13 protein-coding genes are annotated in these 16,592 nt (G+C 60.7%); 1 reads left to right on the forward strand and 12 read right to left on the reverse strand.

Annotated elements, in window-relative coordinates:
- Window positions 1-140 precede the first annotated feature (140 nt).
- From CKW32_RS23570 to hutC, 7 genes are all read right to left on the reverse strand, one after another.
- Entirely contained in the window at window positions 141-965 is an 825-nt protein-coding gene (locus CKW32_RS23570; protein ID WP_050442867.1) for a glycine betaine/L-proline ABC transporter ATP-binding protein, read from the reverse strand.
- The gene (locus CKW32_RS23575; protein WP_032890174.1) at window positions 962-1,813 is read right to left on the reverse strand and encodes a proline/glycine betaine ABC transporter permease; all 852 of its coding nucleotides are present in this window, start codon (window positions 1,811-1,813) and stop codon (window positions 962-964) included. Before CKW32_RS23575 ends, CKW32_RS23570 begins: the two co-directional genes overlap by 4 nt.
- Window positions 1,814-1,884: 71 nt before the next feature.
- Entirely contained in the window at window positions 1,885-2,850 is a 966-nt protein-coding gene (locus CKW32_RS23580) for an ABC transporter substrate-binding protein (protein ID WP_032890172.1), read from the reverse strand.
- Between the two features lie 68 nt (window positions 2,851-2,918).
- A complete protein-coding gene (locus CKW32_RS23585; RefSeq protein WP_095186145.1) occupies window positions 2,919-4,391 on the reverse strand; it encodes a cytosine permease in 1,473 nt (490 codons plus the stop codon).
- A gap of 142 nt (window positions 4,392-4,533) precedes the next feature.
- Entirely contained in the window at window positions 4,534-6,204 is a 1,671-nt protein-coding gene (hutU, locus tag CKW32_RS23590) for a urocanate hydratase (RefSeq protein WP_032890167.1), read from the reverse strand.
- A 405-nt stretch (window positions 6,205-6,609) separates the two neighbouring features.
- Entirely contained in the window at window positions 6,610-7,167 is a 558-nt protein-coding gene (locus CKW32_RS23595; protein ID WP_032890165.1) for a HutD family protein, read from the reverse strand.
- The gene (hutC, locus tag CKW32_RS23600) at window positions 7,164-7,874 is read right to left on the reverse strand and encodes a histidine utilization repressor (RefSeq protein ID WP_241089512.1); all 711 of its coding nucleotides are present in this window, start codon (window positions 7,872-7,874) and stop codon (window positions 7,164-7,166) included. The genes CKW32_RS23595 and hutC overlap by 4 nt, the downstream gene beginning before the upstream one ends.
- A 147-nt stretch (window positions 7,875-8,021) precedes the next feature.
- On the opposite strand from hutC, the gene CKW32_RS23605 reads away from it, so the two are divergent.
- Complete coding sequence (locus CKW32_RS23605; RefSeq protein ID WP_095186146.1) at window positions 8,022-9,386, forward strand: formimidoylglutamate deiminase; 1,365 nt, start codon at window positions 8,022-8,024, stop codon at window positions 9,384-9,386.
- Window positions 9,387-9,500: 114 nt separating this feature from the next.
- On the opposite strand, the gene CKW32_RS23610 is transcribed toward CKW32_RS23605, so the two are convergent.
- The 5 genes from CKW32_RS23610 to CKW32_RS23630 all read right to left on the reverse strand — a co-directional run bounded on the left by CKW32_RS23610 (window position 9,501) and on the right by CKW32_RS23630 (window position 16,519).
- Complete coding sequence (locus tag CKW32_RS23610; RefSeq protein WP_032890161.1) at window positions 9,501-10,070, reverse strand: lipocalin family protein; 570 nt, start codon at window positions 10,068-10,070, stop codon at window positions 9,501-9,503.
- A gap of 30 nt (window positions 10,071-10,100) precedes the next feature.
- Window positions 10,101-10,355, reverse strand: coding sequence for a lipoprotein (locus CKW32_RS23615; RefSeq protein ID WP_032890159.1), 255 nt, complete (start codon window positions 10,353-10,355; stop codon window positions 10,101-10,103).
- Between the two features lie 176 nt (window positions 10,356-10,531).
- Window positions 10,532-11,542: a class 1 fructose-bisphosphatase gene (locus tag CKW32_RS23620; RefSeq protein ID WP_003237460.1), complete on the reverse strand. Its 1,011-nt coding sequence runs from the start codon at window positions 11,540-11,542 to the stop codon at window positions 10,532-10,534.
- Between the two features lie 109 nt (window positions 11,543-11,651).
- Window positions 11,652-13,004, reverse strand: coding sequence for a DUF3999 domain-containing protein (locus tag CKW32_RS23625; protein WP_095186171.1), 1,353 nt, complete (start codon window positions 13,002-13,004; stop codon window positions 11,652-11,654).
- On the reverse strand, window positions 13,004-16,519 hold the full coding sequence (locus CKW32_RS23630) for a DUF2339 domain-containing protein (RefSeq protein ID WP_095186147.1): 3,516 nt from the start codon (window positions 16,517-16,519) through the stop codon (window positions 13,004-13,006). Before CKW32_RS23630 ends, CKW32_RS23625 begins: the two co-directional genes overlap by 1 nt.
- Between the last annotated feature and the right edge of the window lie 73 nt (window positions 16,520-16,592).

The following is a 16,592-nucleotide window of genomic DNA, read 5'->3' on the forward strand; positions in this document are numbered from 1 at the left end:
GTTGACCTCTTCATATTCTCTACCGCTTTGCCGGCCTCATCGGGGGCAAGCCCCCTCCCACATGTTGAACGGTGAACATCTTCAAAGGTGGGAGGGGACTTGCTCCCGATAGGGCCAGCAGCCTCACCACAGAATCTGGATCAGACCACCGCCGCCCGCCGCTGAACAAACCGGTCCACGTACTCATCCGCCGGTGAATGGAGGATCTCCCGAGGTGTGCCGACCTGGATCAACTTGCCGTCCTTGAGGATCGCAATGCGGTTACCAATGCGCACGGCCTCGTCGAGGTCGTGGGTGATGAAGACGATGGTCTTGTGCAGGGTCTTTTGCAGCTCCAGCAATTGGTCCTGCATCTCGGCGCGAATCAACGGGTCAAGGGCGCTGAAGGCTTCGTCCATCAGGATGATGTCCGTGTCGGCAGCCAACGCACGGGCCAGGCCGACGCGCTGGCGCATGCCGCCGGAGAGCTGGTGCGGGTATTTGTTTTCGTAGCCTTTGAGGCCCACGGTTTCGATCCAGTGCAGCGCGCGTTCGGCGCACACCTGCTTGGTTTCGCCACGCACCTTGAGGCCGTAAGCGACGTTATCGAGCACGCTCTTGTGGGGCAACAGACCGAAGCTCTGGAACACCATGCTGATCTTGTGCCGACGGAATTGGCGCAGGGCGTCCATGTCCAGTTGCAGGATGTCTTCGCCGTCCACAAGGATCGCGCCGCTGGTGGGATCGATCAGGCGATTGAAGTGACGCACCAATGTAGATTTACCGGAACCCGACAGGCCCATGATCACGAAGATCTCACCAGTACCGATGCTCAGGGACAGGTCGTTGACGCCGACCACGCAACCGGTCTCGGCCAACACTTGGTCCTTGGTCTTGCCCTGCCCGATCATCGCCAGCGCTTCCTTGGAACGCGCGCCAAAGATCTTGAAGACGTTTCTGACTTCGATTTTGCTCACAGTCGTCATTTGCTCGCCTCATGCCGTGGGCGGCCATAGGCCTGGGTAATGCGGTCGATGACCACTGCAAGAATCACGATCGCCAGCCCGGCTTCAAGGCCACGGCCAACGTTGAGGGTCTGGATGCCGACGAGCACGTCTTCACCCAAGCCACGGGCGCCGATCATCGAGGCGATCACCACCATCGACAACGCCATCATGGTGGTCTGGTTGATGCCGGCCATGATGCTCGGCAGCGCCAACGGCAGTTGCACGCCAAACAGTTGCTGCCAGCGGTTGGCACCGAAGGCGTTGATGGCCTCCATTACTTCGCCATCCACTTGGCGGATGCCCAAATCGGTGAGGCGAATCAACGGCGGCGCGGCGTAGATCACCGTGGCAAAAATCGCCGGCACCTTGCCCAGGCCGAACAGCATCAGCACCGGGATCAGGTACACGAAGCTGGGCATGGTTTGCATGATGTCGAGCAGCGGCATCAACACCGAACGCAGGCGATTACTGCGCGCCGAGAGGATGCCCAACGGAATGCCGATCAACACCGAAATCACCGTGGCAACCATCATCAAGGCCAGGGTCTGCATCAGCTTGTCCCATAGGCCAACCGCGCCTACCAAGAACAGCAAACCGACGATCACCGCCGTAGTGACTACTTTGCGGGTAGCGTGCCAGGCCACGCCGCCGACGATGGCCAGCATCAGCCACCAAGGGGCGGCGCGCAGCAGGCCTTCCAGGTTGACGATGGCCCACAGCAGCGTGTCGGAGATCTGCCGGAACACATCGCCGTAGTTGGTGACCAGTGAATCCACCCAACCGTTAACCCAGTCGGCAATGGAAAACGTAAAACTCTCAGGAAACATAGCGTGCTCTCGATCCAATGGGTTGTGGCCGGGCGCCCGGCCACCCCTCAGGGTAGCCGTGCACACTTGACCTACAAGGCCGCGTCGATTTTCTTGGCTGCGTCTTCGCTCACCCAGGCGTGCCAGACTTCAGGATGTTCCTTGAGGAAGATCTTCGCCAGTTTCGGCGACTCAATGCGCTCCTTGGCCATGCGTCCCAGGTTCTGGTTCAGCAGGTCGATGGGCAGGTTGACCTTTTCCAGCACGGCCACCAGTTCAGGGGCTTGTTCGTGGAAGGTCTTGGACAGGCCGACCTTGATGGTCACGGTTTTATCCACACCAGGTTTTTCTTCAAGCTTGACCAGGTCGACCTGACCCATCAGCGGCGTCGGCGACCAGTAGTAGAACAGGATCGGCTCGCCACGCTTGTAGCTCGACAGCACCGCCGCATCCAGCGCCGGGCCGGTGCCTGGGCGGAAGTTGGTGTAGGTGCTTTCCAGGCCGTAGCTTTTCAGCATTTCGCTGTTGTCCAGCTCGCAGGTCCAGCCGGCCGGGCAGTTGTAGAAGCGGCCCTTGGATGGTTCTTCCTGGTCCTTGAACACCGAGGCGTACTTGGCCAGGTCGGCGATGGTTTTCAGGTCCGGCGCCTTGGCTTCCAGCTTGCGCTTGGCGTCGCCTTCGATCACGTAGCGCGGCACGTACCAGCCTTCGATTGCGCCCACCACAGGCGCACCAACGCCGACGACTTTGCCGGCCTTCTCAGCCTTGTTCCAGACTTCGCTGCGGCCGACCCATTCTTCGGCGAACACTTGAATGTCGTTACTGCTCAGGGCGTTTTCCATGGTGATGGAGTTGCCCGGCAGGCTGTCGGTTTTGCAGTCGTAGCCTTTTTCCAGCACGGTTTGCAGGATGTCGGTGAGCAACATGCCGCTTTCCCAGTTCAGCCCGGCGAATTTCACCGGTTTACCGGACTCGCACCAACCGGCCGCCTGGGCGCCAGCGCTGGCCAGCAAGCCTGCAGAGAACAACGTGGTCAGCAGGGTCTTATGCATTTTCATTGTGTGACGCTCCCAATCATGAAATGGATTACGGCAGTCAAAAGGCGTCCTGCCTTGTCCACGTCCTGTCAGGCCCGCGCCGCAGCGCGACTGGCCCCGCTTTTTTTAGTGGGTACAACACTGTCCTGCTCGATCGGCAGAATCAGTTGATCGGGCACGCTGCCGTGCCATTTTTTCGCACACAGGTAATACAGAGCAGCGGGCAGCACCAGGCCGATAATCCAGGAGATATCCACACCCCCAAGCGCGCTCACCAGCGGACCGGTGTAGAACTTGGTAGCGATGAACGGCATCTGCACCAACACCCCGAAGACATAGACGCTGATACCCAGAGGGTTCCAACGACCGTACCGCCCGTTTGGATCGGCAAGCGCCGGCACGTCATAGCGCTCGCGGGTGATGAAGTAGTAGTCCACTAGGTTGATCGCGCTCCAGGGCGTGAAGAACGCCAGCAAGAACAGAATGAAAGACTTGAACGCACCGAGGAACGAATGCTGGCCGAGCAATGCGATCAGGGTCGCCGTACCGACGATAAGCAGCACGAACACCAGACGCTGCAGACGCGTCACCTCCAGGCGACCACGAAAGCCGCTGATGATGGTCGCGATGCACATGAAGCTGCCGTAGGAGTTCAGTGTGGAGATGGTGACCTTGCCGAACGCGATGCTGAAATACAGCAGCGCAGCGGTGGCGCCCGTACCACTCAAACCAACGATGTAGGCCACTTCATGACCGGCGAATTGCCCGTTGGCCATGGCGGCGGCGAACACGCCGAGAATCATCGCCACTTGTGCGCCAATCACTGAACCGGCGCCCGCAGCGAGAAAGGTTTTCACCGACGACGTGCTGCTCGGCAAGTAGCGCGAGTAGTCCGCCACATACGGCCCAAACGCGATCTGCCAGGAGGCGGCGAGGGACACCGCGAGCAAGAAACTGCTCCAGCTGAAATGGCGGATTTGCAGCAATGCGCCAATGTCAGCCTGGCCCATCAGGCGACTGAACAGGTAAACGAAGGCAATCACACCAATGACGCTGGCAACGCGCCCTATGAAGTGGATCACCCGATAACCAAGCACCGTGACCAGCACAATGACGCTGGCGAAGATCAGGATACCGACGCTGCTGCTGACACCAAACAACTGGCCCAGCGCCTGGCCGGAAAGCACCGTACCGGTTGCGGTGAAACCCAGGTACATCAGGCACACCAAGACGATCGGAATGGCCGCGCCATATACGCCGAACTGCACGCGGCTGGAGATCATCTGCGGCAAGCCGAGCTTGGGCCCTTGCGCCGCATGCAACGCCATGACGCCGCCGCCGATCAGTTGACCGATCAACAGACCGATCAACGACCAGAACACATCACCGCCCAGCACCACGGCCAAGGCCCCGGTGACAATGGCCGTAATTTGCAGGTTGGCACCCAGCCACAGGGTGAATTGGCTCAATAGACGACCGTGTCTTTCCGCTTCCGGGATGTAGTCGATCGAACGTTTCTCGATCAACGGGGTGGTGCTTGCACGCGCGTCATTTGCAGCCATGGGTGTTCAACCTCTGATGGATTGTTTTGGGGGTCGCAGCCGCTCAACTGTGGGAGGGGGCTTGCTCCCGATAGCAGTGGGTCAGTCACCAGACCTATTGGCTGATACACCGCCATCGGGAGCAAGCCCCGCCCCACATGGGTTACTTGATCATTGGAAGATTGAGACCCTGCTCTTTGGCGCAATCGATCGCGATCTGGTAACCCGCATCGGCGTGACGCATCACCCCTGTCGCTGGGTCGTTGTGCAGCACACGGGCAATCCGCTCGGCCGCTTCGTCGGTGCCGTCGCAGACGATCACCATGCCGGAGTGCTGGGAGAAGCCCATGCCGACGCCGCCACCGTGGTGCAGCGAGACCCACGTCGCACCGCTGGCGGTATTGAGCAAGGCATTGAGCAGCGGCCAGTCAGATACGGCGTCGGAACCGTCCTGCATGGATTCTGTTTCGCGGTTCGGGCTTGCTACCGAGCCGGAGTCGAGGTGGTCACGACCAATCACCACCGGCGCCGACAGCTCGCCGCTGCGCACCATTTCGTTGAATGCCAGGCCGAGCTTGGCGCGCTGGCCCAGACCGACCCAGCAGATACGCGCTGGCAGGCCCTGGAAGCTGATGCGTTCGCGAGCCATGTCCAACCAGTTATGCAGGTGGGCGTCGTCGGGGATCAGCTCTTTGACTTTGGCGTCGGTCTTGTAGATATCTTGCGGGTCGCCCGAGAGCGCAGCCCAGCGGAACGGGCCGATGCCACGGCAGAACAGTGGACGGATGTACGCCGGAACGAAACCTGGGAAGTCGAAAGCGTTTTCCACGCCTTCTTCCTGTGCCATTTGGCGGATGTTATTGCCGTAGTCGAAGGTCGGGATGCCTTGCTTCTGGAATTCCAGCATGGCTTTGACGTGGACTGCCATGGACTGCTTGGCGGCCTTGATCACGGCAGCCGGCTCGGTCTTGGCGCGGGCGCGGTATTCGTCCCAGGTCCAGCCGGCGGGCAGGTAGCCATTGAGCGGGTCATGGGCACTGGTCTGGTCGGTGACCATGTCCGGGCGCACACCGCGCTTGACCAGTTCCGGCAGTATCTCAGCCGCGTTACCCAGCAGCGCGATGGAAATGGCTTTGCCTTCTTTCGTGTATTTGGCGATACGGGCCAACGCGTCGTCGAGGTCGGTGGCTTGCTCATCGACATAACGGCTGGCCAGGCGGAAATCGATGCTGACCTGCTGGCACTCGATGTTCAGCGAGCACGCGCCGGCCAATGTCGCGGCCAGCGGCTGTGCGCCGCCCATGCCGCCGAGACCGGCGGTGAGGACCCAACGGCCTTTCAAATTGCTGTCGTAATGCTGGCGACCGGCTTCAACGAAGGTTTCGTAAGTACCTTGGACGATGCCCTGGCTGCCGATGTAGATCCAGCTGCCGGCAGTCATCTGGCCGTACATAGCCAGGCCCTTGGCATCCAGTTCGTTGAAGTGTTCCCAACTGGCCCAGTGCGGAACCAGATTAGAGTTGGCGATCAACACGCGCGGGGCGTTGCTATGGGTCTTGAACACGCCGACCGGTTTGCCGGATTGCACCAGCAGGGTTTCGTCGTCGTTCAGATTGGTGAGGCTCTCGACGATCTGGTCGTAGCACTCCCAATTACGTGCGGCGCGGCCAATGCCGCCGTACACCACCAACTCTTTCGGGTTCTCGGCCACTTGCGGGTCGAGGTTATTCATCAGCATGCGCAGCGGTGCTTCAGTCAGCCAGCTTTTGGCGGTGAGCTTGTTACCGCGGGCGGCGCGGATTTCGACGTCACGGTATTTTGTAGGCTTGGTCACTGCTAGGACTCCTCGGCGATCGATGCGCGAACATGGATGGTGCGAAGGAGAGTCTTACGCACACATCTTTACTTGTATGTACAAGCATATGCAATCAAGCGGCCAACTTTTTGAGCGAGGTGTTGGAATTTTTTTGCAAAGCGCGTGGGAGCCTTGGAAATTAAGGCTTCGAGGGACGATGAAATTTCTTACGTGGGAGTTTTACGACCAGAGAGGCTTGTCACGACAGCGCGGCTTTGCGCCACGCTGGGGCATTCGGTAACAAATTGGTGCAGGGGTTGGAAACAGATCGCAACAACAGCGGGAAACAAATGCGGGAGGGGGCTTGCCCCCGATAGCGGTGGATCAGTCAGCCCATCTGGTACTGACACACCGCAATCGGGGGCAAGCCCCCTCCCACATTTTTTAACCGCGCTGAGTCAGTTCGATGATGCAGCTACGGCCAGTGATAGAGATGTCCAGCAAGCCAGCGTTACCGTCCACTTGCAGGCAATCGTGATGGCCCAGTACCTGGTCCAGCACCTTCACTTCATCCGCCACGCTGAACACCAGCACCGTCTGCGCCGTACTGAAAAACCGCTGCACACCATCCATCCACTGCAACCGCGCGTGGTAGCGCTCGGGCGAATAAATCAGGTTGAAATCGCGAATCGGCCCAGTGATCAATCGGCACGACACCTGACTGTCACCCTTGAACGCGAACGGTTGCAGCGGTAACAGTCCGCGCTGCTCCTCGCCATCCACGGTCAGCACCATGCCTGCGCCCTTGATTACCGTGATCACACGCTGGTAACCGGCGAAGGTGGAAAAGCCGCCCGACTCGGCGATATCGGCAATCGACAAGCGCCAGCCAAAGCCATCCAGGCCATCGCCGGCATCACGGGAGATTTCTTCGGTACTGCCACCGCCGTTTTTCCACGGCATGCGGACGTAATCGGCGGCGCGCCAGACTTTCAAACTCATTTACTGAAGCGTCCTTCGAGGCTGTGACGGGAACCAGGGTGGATCAACCGCGCGGCGGTCACCGGCTGGCGTCCGGACCAGGTGCGTCGGCGAATCAACAGGCACGGTTCGGTGGGCTCGATTTGCAGCAGCTTGCACTCGTCGGCGTCGGCGAGGATCGCTTCCACGACATGCTCGCCTTCCGTCAGCGGCGCAACCTGGTTGAGATAGGCATAGGGCGTTTGCTGGGTGAAATCCTGCTGCAGGTATTCCGGCGCGACCAAGGCGTTGACGAAACGGTCTTCGATTTGCACGGGAATATCGTTTTCGTAATGCACGATCAGTGAGTGGAACACCCGCCCGCCTTCGCGCATTTCCAGAGCGACGGCACGTTCGGAACCGGCGGCCTCTTCGCCCAGGGTGATGACCTGGCAGGTATGCCGATGACCGCGGGAAGCGATCTCATCAGCAATGTTGTGCACTTCAAACAGCGCCGACTGGCTTTTGGGCTCGGCGACAAAAGTACCGACGCCTTGCATGCGAACCAGCAACCCTTCGGCGGTGAGTTCGCGCAGGGCGCGATTGATGGTCATTCGGCTGAAGCCCAGTTGGCTGACCAGTTCACTCTCCGACGGCACGCGATAATGGGGTGGCCAGTTGCCGTTGAGGATCTGCTGGCTGATCATCTGTTTGACGCGGGCATACAAGGGCGCCGGACTTTCGTCCATGTGGGCAGCCAGTGAAGACTTGGCGGGCGGAGTCGGCACAGGGAATCCTTGCAGGGGGAAAAGATGCATAGATTGCCGGAGTTTACCGAGCAGGCAAACGTCTGTATATGTATATACAAATAAACACACGACCGGAGTGCTCTGAACATGTCCGCTTTTTTTGCCGAACGCGCACTGCTGCCTAATGGATGGGCCAACGATGTACGTCTTGAAGTCAGCGCCGATGGACTGCTGACACAGATTGCGGCCAATGCCAGTGCAGACGGTGCCGAGCGGCTCAAAGGCCCGGTATTGGCGGGCATGCCCAACCTGCACTCCCACGCATTCCAACGCGCCATGGCGGGTTTGGCCGAAGTCGCCGGCAATCCGAATGACAGCTTCTGGACCTGGCGCGAGCTGATGTACCGCATGGTCGGCAAGATCAGTCCGGAGCAACTGCAGGTGATCGCGCGCCAGCTGTACATCGAGATGCTCAAGGCCGGTTACACCTCGGTGGCCGAATTTCACTACGTGCATCATGATATCAGCGGCCAGCCGTACGCCGACCGTACGGAACTGTCGCGGCAGATCAGCCACGCGGCCGCCAGCAGCGGTATTGGCCTGACCTTGGTGCCCGTGCTCTACACCCACTCGGGTTTTGGCGGGCAGGCGCCCAACGAAGGCCAGCGACGGTTTATCAACAGCACCGAAAACTACTTGGACCTGCAGGCGCGCCTCAAACCGATCCTCGCGGCGCAACCGGCGCAGCAACTGGGCTTGTGCTTCCATTCCCTGCGCGCTGTTACGCCACAACAAATCAATGAAGTCCTGGCCGCCAGCGACAAGACGTGCCCGGTGCATATCCATATTGCCGAACAACAAAAAGAAGTCGACGACTGCCTGGCCTGGAGCGGCAAGCGTCCGTTGCAATGGCTGTATGACAATGTCGAGGTGGATGAACGCTGGTGCCTGGTGCACGCGACTCACGCCAACCCGGAAGAAGTGACGCGCATGGCAACGAGCCGGGCGATTGCCGGATTGTGCCTGACCACCGAAGCCAACCTGGGCGACGGGATTTTCCCGGCAGTGGATTTTCTCGCCCAGGGCGGGCGCATGGGCATCGGTTCCGACAGCCATGTGTCATTGAGCGTAGTGGAGGAATTGCGCTGGCTGGAATACGGCCAGCGCCTGCGCGATCAACGGCGCAACCGCTTGTATCGCAGTGACCAACCGATGGTTGGCCGTACGCTGTTCGATGCTGCGCTGGACGGTGGCGCACAGGCACTGGGGCAGCCAATTGGTCGACTGGAAGTGGGCAAGCGTGCGGATTGGATCGTGCTGGACGGTAATGACCCTTACCTGGCGACAGCAACAGAGGATGGCATTCTCAATCGCTGGCTGTTTGCCGGCGGTGATCGCCAGGTGCGTGATGTGCTGGTCAACGGGAAATGGGTGGTGCGCGACGGGCGTCATGCAGGCGAAGAAGAAAGCGGCCGGGCATTTACGCAGGTGCTAAGGGACTTACTCGGTTAAAACATATGGGAGGGGGCTTACCCCCGATTGCAGAGCGTCAGCCAGCAAATCAGATACTGACACACCGCTATCGCGGGCAAGCCCCCTCCCACATTGGATTGAGGGGCTCTCAGGTTATTGCGAAGTCTTGGCCATCTGCTTATCCGATGTCCGGAAGATCAACCGCGTGGTGTCATACCCCTGCTGTCGCGCCCTGCTCAGCAGGTCTTCGCGAGTATCGGCACTGACCGTTGGCGTGCGCGACAGGATCCACATATAGCGCCGGCTCGGGCTGCCGACGATGGCGGTCTTGTAGTCATCGCTGACGTACAGCACCCAGTAATCGCCCTTGGCGACGCCCGGCAGCAGTGACGTGAACCAGTTGTTGAATTCCACCCAGAGCTTGTCAGTCTTGCCAGGCACTTGCGGGGTGGCGGTGCCCTTGGCTTCTTCCCACTTCCATTCGGTGGTCAGGCAGCGGTTAAACACCGACATGTCGCCATCGGGCAACAAGGTGTAGCGTGCTTCGGACTGCGCGCAGTTGCGCTGAAAGTACATCGGCAATCGGGCCAACTCATACCAGGTGCCCTGGTAACGCTTGAGGTTGACGCTGCCGGCAGTCTTGGGTTGCAGATCATCGCCAGAATGGCTGGCACAGCCCGCCAAAAACAGGCTGGCACAAAGAAACAAAACAAAACGCATCATTCTTCTTCTCCCGCAGGCTCTCGCCCCGGTTTACTTCAGGCCTTGCCCGGAAAACATGAGAACTTTGTCACCGGCATATTGAACGCTGATAAAGCTGGTTTTATCGCCCCACGTGCAGCTGGACATGCCCAGTGCGCCGGAACAATCGGTCGGCTTACCCAACAACGACTCCACCTCGGCCTTCGGCATGCCGGCCGACAACTTCGCGTAATTTTCCTGGTTGATCTTGCTGCAAGCGGCCAACAGCACGCAAAAAGCCAGCAAAGCGAGACGGCGTAACGACATGGAATAACTCCTGGAGGGACAAGGCAGCGTGGGTATCTGCCAGAAGCTTAGAAGGGAAAACAGGTGTCTGGTTCCCGACGAGTAAAAACAAAAAAGCCCCGAAAACGCTGAAACGTTTCGGGGCTTCTTTAAGGGTGAACCGGCTCACAACAACGCCGATCACTTATCGCCGCAGCTTACTTCTTGTGATAGGCCGTCACGCGCTCAACTTCTTCCTTCGAACCCAGGAACACCGCTACACGCTGGTGCAGGCCTTCCGGCTGGATGTCGAGGATGCGCTGGTGGCCGTCAGTGGACGCGCCGCCCGCTTGTTCAACCAGGAACGACATCGGGTTGGCTTCATACATCAGGCGCAGTTTGCCCGGCTTGGATGGCTCGCGGCTGTCACGTGGGTACATGAACAAGCCACCACGGGTCAGGATGCGGTGCACGTCGGCTACCATCGCCGCGACCCAACGCATGTTGAAGTTTTTCTTCAGCGGGCCTTCTTCACCGGCCATCAACTCGCCCACGTAGCGGGTAACCGGTTCTTCCCAGTGACGCTGGTTGGACATATTGATCGCGAATTCCTGGGTGGACGCAGGAATGGTGATGTCTTCGTGGGTCAGTACGAAGCTGCCCATTTCGCGGTCCAGGGTGAAACCTTTAACGCCGTCACCCAGGGTCAGCACCAGCATGGTCTGTGGACCGTAGATCGCGTAACCGGCAGCGACCTGCTCGGTGCCTGGCTGCAGGAAAGCCTTTTCGTTCAGGGCTTCGTTCTGGCTCAGGTATTCGTTCGGGCAGCGCAGCACGGAGAAGATAGTGCCGACCGGTGCGTTGATGTCGATGTTGGACGAACCGTCCAGTGGGTCGAACACCAGCAGGTAGGCACCTTTCGGGTATTTACCCGGGATCTGGTAGGCATTGTCCATTTCTTCGGACGCCATGCCGGCCAGGTGACCGCCCCATTCGTTGGCTTCAAGCAGGATCTCGTTGGAGATTACGTCGAGCTTCTTCTGTACTTCGCCCTGCACGTTTTCAGTGCCCATGCTGCCCAGGACACCACCCAGTGCGCCTTTGGACACGGCATGGCTGATTTCCTTGCAAGCACGCGCGACCACTTCGATAAGGAAGCGCAGATCGGCAGGCGTGTTGTTGCTGCGGGTCTGCTCAATCAAATAGCGACTCAAGGTAACGCGGGACATGTAAGGCTCCGGAGAATGGGGGGCTTGAAAACCCGCGCAGTTTAACGCGAGTCGGGGCGTATTTCCTCCTATCAGAGGATTTAAACCCAATAGAGTTCATGGACTTTATTTAACGCGCCGCCGGTGGCTTGCGCAGCAAACTGTAGGCCATGGCGCCCAGTGCCGCCACGCCGAGCAGCAAGACGGCCCAGAGTCCGAGTTTTTTCCAGTTCGGCCCGTCCTCCACAGCGGCTACGACCACCGGCGACGCGACCGCAACGTCCCCGACAACCTTGGCCTGTCCCAGCGTATTGAGGCGCTCGGCACTGTAATCGGGGATCAGGGTCGACAGTGGCAGGCTTGCGGCTTTCACCGACGCATTGCCCAACGCCAGGCTGAACGGCGGCTCACCCCGCGCCAGGAACACCAACTGGGTAGCGCGCACCGCAAAGCGCAGCGCCGGCGCATCAGCGCCCAAACCGCCACCGCGCTCGTCCACCTGCAACTTGAGTTCGGTCACGACCTGACCCGGCAACTGCAATTCATCCTGCACCACGTCCTGGCCGTTTTGCGTCAGGCGGTACAGCAAGCCATTGTTCAATGGCTGCCACAGTTGTTTGGCATCGCTGCGTCCCGCCAATGTCACCGGTGCCAGCGTGTTGGGCTGCTTCAACTCAATGCGCAAACGCTCGACACTCAGCCCAGTCGGCAACTGCCAGCTGTACTCCCCAGCCTTGAGTCGCGTTCCCGCCAATGGCTGCGACCACACCAACGGCATTGGCAGACTGCTGCGCGTAGCACTCACCAGCTTGGCCGAGGTCAGCAGCGGCGCCGCCTGCCCCTTCCATACCAGACGCAGGTAACGCGCTGAGCGTCCTGGCAGGCTGACGTCATGCTGTTCGACCCGTTCGTCGGCGAACGACAAGCGTGCCACCTGCCCCTCGCCCCAAGGCTCCCAACGCTGCAAGTCATCACTGGCTTCAATGCTGAAACGCTGGAAGCCCTCTTGCTCACGGCTCCAGTCCAGGCTCAGTTGCTGCAACGGTGCCTTGATCGCGCTGGCGTCCAGCACCCAGCCGCGCAATACCTGCTTACCGGGCTTGGCGGCAGAAGACGGTTTGATTTCCACCAGGGTGCCTTCGGTGGTGGTTTTCATCACCACGCCGGGCAGGCTTTCCTGAGTGTCGGCGGCGTATAGCGGGAACCACTTCACATCAGCGACGTTGCGACTTTCGGTGCGCTGGGAAGATTGTCGCGACAGCGCATAGGCCTGGGGCTCACCGGCGGCGTTAAACACGCGAACGTCACTGAGGTCGGCCTGGCGCGCGTTGAGTTGCACAGCCAACGGCAATTCAAGGCGATACCAGGGGCCATTGCCGCTCACACTCAGCGGCACATGGTGGGTGAAATCAGCCGGGGCTTCCTGGGCCGACGCCGCCAGCGCCGCACACATGCCCACCATGGCCACGCTCAACTTACCGATCAAGAGGATGCTCCTTCAGTTTCCATCACAGGTTCGGCCCGCTTAGGTGGCAGCGGTGCGAAATAACCCACCACCAGCAACAGCCCGCCCACGCCGATAAACGACACGATCCGCGCCAGGCCGCCACGGTTACTCAGTTCGACAAAGAACAGTTTGGCCACCACCACCGCAATCAACGCGGCGCCGATCAACCACACTTCGCGACGATGGCGCAGGTGGCCGCCGATCATCAGGCCGAGGGCGATCAGAGTCCACACAATCGACAGGCCGGCTTGCACCAGCATCGACTCCAGCAACGCATCCAGATGGAACGGCACGCCGCCCCAGTGGTGCGCAGTGCGCATGACCAGTGCCGTGAAGAACGCAAACAGCGAGAGACCCGCGATCCCTTGTGCGGCCAATTCGGCACGCGGCCCGCGTTGTGGCGCCACGCTTCGGGACCACAGGTAAACACCCAGCAGCGCTAAGAGCAGGCCCAGTTCCAGAGGGTTGAGCAGAGGCACGTAAGGCAACGGATTGGCGGTGCCATCGCTGAAGGTATTCGCCAGCCAGAACCAGCCGAGCATCAGCACAGCCAATGGCAGCGCGGCCAGGACTCGGTACTCCCTTGGGTACGCCGACACTGGCCACGGCCAGGTGCGCGGTGCAGCGGCCAGCACCAGGTACAGGCTTGGCAGGATGGCCCAGCCCAACCAGCGCCAGGCGTTGTATTCAGCCGACAGGCGCAACAGTCCATAGCGCAATTCCAGTGCCAGCACGCCGATCAGCATCCAGCAACCGAGGACATGGGCAATACTCAGCATCCTGGCCGGAACCACCGGCGCCAAGCGGCGCAGCGAGATGAAATGCACCACAAACACCGCCAACCAGGCCAGCCATCCGTACTGCGCCGCCGGGTGATAGTAGCTGTGGGCAGATACCAGCAACGCCACGCCCGCCGCCGGCATCAGCAAGGTGCACAGCACACCCAGGGATGCCCAGCGCAGTCGCGCCGCGAGCAACGCCCAGATCGCCACGCTCGCTGCGGCAAGCCCCAGCAGGAAAGAACCAAGCAACGCTTGCGGAACAAAGCGCAACACTTCGCCGCCCAGCGCCAATGTCCACCACGCCGCACCCCACACCAGCAAAAGGTCGGACAAGCGTTGCAGCTTCAGCACCGCAAACACCGGCGCATGGGGCTCACGTTGCAAGCGCCAGGCGCCGATCAAGGCGGCCAGGCCCAACACCATCGGCGTCCAGAAACCACTGTGCGCCAGCGGACGCAGGCCTTCGCCGGTCAACGGCCCGAGCAATTGCGGCACCGCCAGCAGGAACGAACCACCGCCGACCAGTTGCAGCAGCAACCCAAATACAAAACTGACGCGTTGTTGCAGGTACAAGCTCAGCCAGATGATCAACAACCCACTGGCAGCCCATACGCCGCTGGCGCTTTCCCATGGCAGCACGAACAGCACCGCCAGATTGATCAACACCAGACCGGCGAGCAGCACCACCGACAACCCACGTAACAGCCGCACATCGCTGCGCACCATGTCGTCGCGTGCCGCCAGCAGCATGCCGCCAATCAAGGCCAGGCCGATCAGGGAGGCCGTGAGCAAACCACTCCAGCCCGCATTGAATACCGCCGCGCCCTCCCCGCCCTGCAAGCGCACCAGGAATAACGCGCCACCCAGCAATTGCACCGCGAACGCAGTGAACAGGAAAGTGCGCGAGCCAATGCGCAGGCCGATAAACAGGGTCGCCAGACCGGCGATGGCCCAACTGATGGCGGTGCCTTGGGTCAGCAACAGCAAGGGCGCCAGCAGGTACAAAAAGCTCAAGCCCAGAGACGCAAGGACCGGCAGCCCTTTGCGCTCCCACTCTGCCGCGTGCTCCGCCGATGCCTTGCGCAGCTGATCGAAGCTGAACAGCAACGCGGCGCCGAGCAACAACGCACCCAGCGGCGCACCGTCGAGCAGGCTGTGTTCGCCAATGCGCAGTTCGCTGAGGAAGGCCAGCGCTGAGCCCAATTGCAGCAACAAGCCGAACGCACGCGCCAACGGCCGCTGCTGGCGCAAACCGAGCCAGAAGATCCCGGCGCCTTCCACCGCCCACGCCGCAGCCGTCCAACGTGCATCAAGGCCCAGAGGAATCGCCAGGCTGGCAAAGATCACGCCCAGGGCCAGGCACGTTTCCGCCAGCAGCAACGCGCGTCCGCCACTGAGTAACCGCGCCAGGCCCATGTAGATAATGCCCAGGCCCAACGCACTGAACGCCGCGGCGAATTCCATATGCTGTACCAATGCGAACTGCAAGCCAAAGCCCACCAGCGGCGGGCCGAACAGCATGCCGCCGTCAACGTAATCACCCTTGGCAGCCGACCAGCGCAACAACGCATCACGGCCTTCGGGCGCGTCGCCCAGCTCCAGCAATTTGCGTCGGGCGAACAACAGGCCGATGGCCAGATACATTAGGAAGAACAGGATCAGGAATGGCTCGGTGCTCCACAGCAATTCCGGCGTGTAGGAACGCATTCCCCAGGCGAAGCCGATGCCGAAGGTACCGACGAACCCGATCAGGTTGAGCAAGCGCCAGGCCTTGAACCAGGCGATGGCGAGAATACCGGCGTTGAGCAGGGCAAAATAACTGAACAGCGCAACATGGTTACCGGCACCGGTGGACGTAAGGATCGGTGCCGCAAAACCGCCGAGTGCTGCCGCGCAGGCCAGGCCCAATGCGTCCTGGGTGACCGCCAGGATCGCCGAGAACACCGTGACCGCAACCAGCAGGCCCAGCGCCGCGCTCGGGTCGATCAACGGATGCAGGCGCATCGCGGCAAACACCGTCAGGTACAGCACCGCAATCCCGGTGCCTTGTAGCATCAGCCCGTAGTTGCTGTTGCGCAGTCTCAGCCACCAGCCCAGGCCCAGCAGGCCGACAGCGGCAGCAGCCACACCGGCGTAACGCAACTCGATCGGCACCACCATGCCTTCGGTGGCATAACGCAGCAGGAACGCCAGGCCGAGAAACAACAGCACCACGCCGACGCGCAGGACGGTGTTGCCACCAAACAGCCAATTGCGTGCACCAGCGAGGGCACGTTCGACCAGGTTGGGGCCACGGGGGATAGCAGGTTCTTCAGGAGGGCGCGGAGCCGGAGCAGGCTTCCAGGCGTCTTCGGGCAATGCAGGGCTTGGTTCGGCGACCATGGCGACGGGCGCCAATTCGGCCGGCAGCTCCCAAACCAGTTCGGGGGCCTTGGTGATGGGTGTCGGTTCAGGGATGGAGGGTTCGACCACCGCGGGGCTGGCCGGCGCGGGCACTTCCAATTGCCGCAGCCGCTCGCCGAGGGCGATCACCGACTTCTGCGAGGTTTCCAACTGACGCGCCTGCTGTCGCACCTGGGCCGCAAGCTTCGACAGGCCAATCGCTTGGCCAATGCCCAACCCCAGCAGTGCGCCGATGCCTGCGTCATAGAACGACTCATCGAGCGTCCAGCCGACAACCAGGCCAATCAGCATGAAAATCCATTGCATGGTCGATATTCCCTAAGCAAACCGGCGCTCAGTATATCGACGCGCAACCAATGTGGGAGGGGGCTTGCCCCCG

The sequence above is a fragment of the Pseudomonas sp. Irchel 3H9 genome, from assembly GCF_900187495.1.
Taxonomy (GTDB): domain Bacteria; phylum Pseudomonadota; class Gammaproteobacteria; order Pseudomonadales; family Pseudomonadaceae; genus Aquipseudomonas; species Aquipseudomonas sivasensis.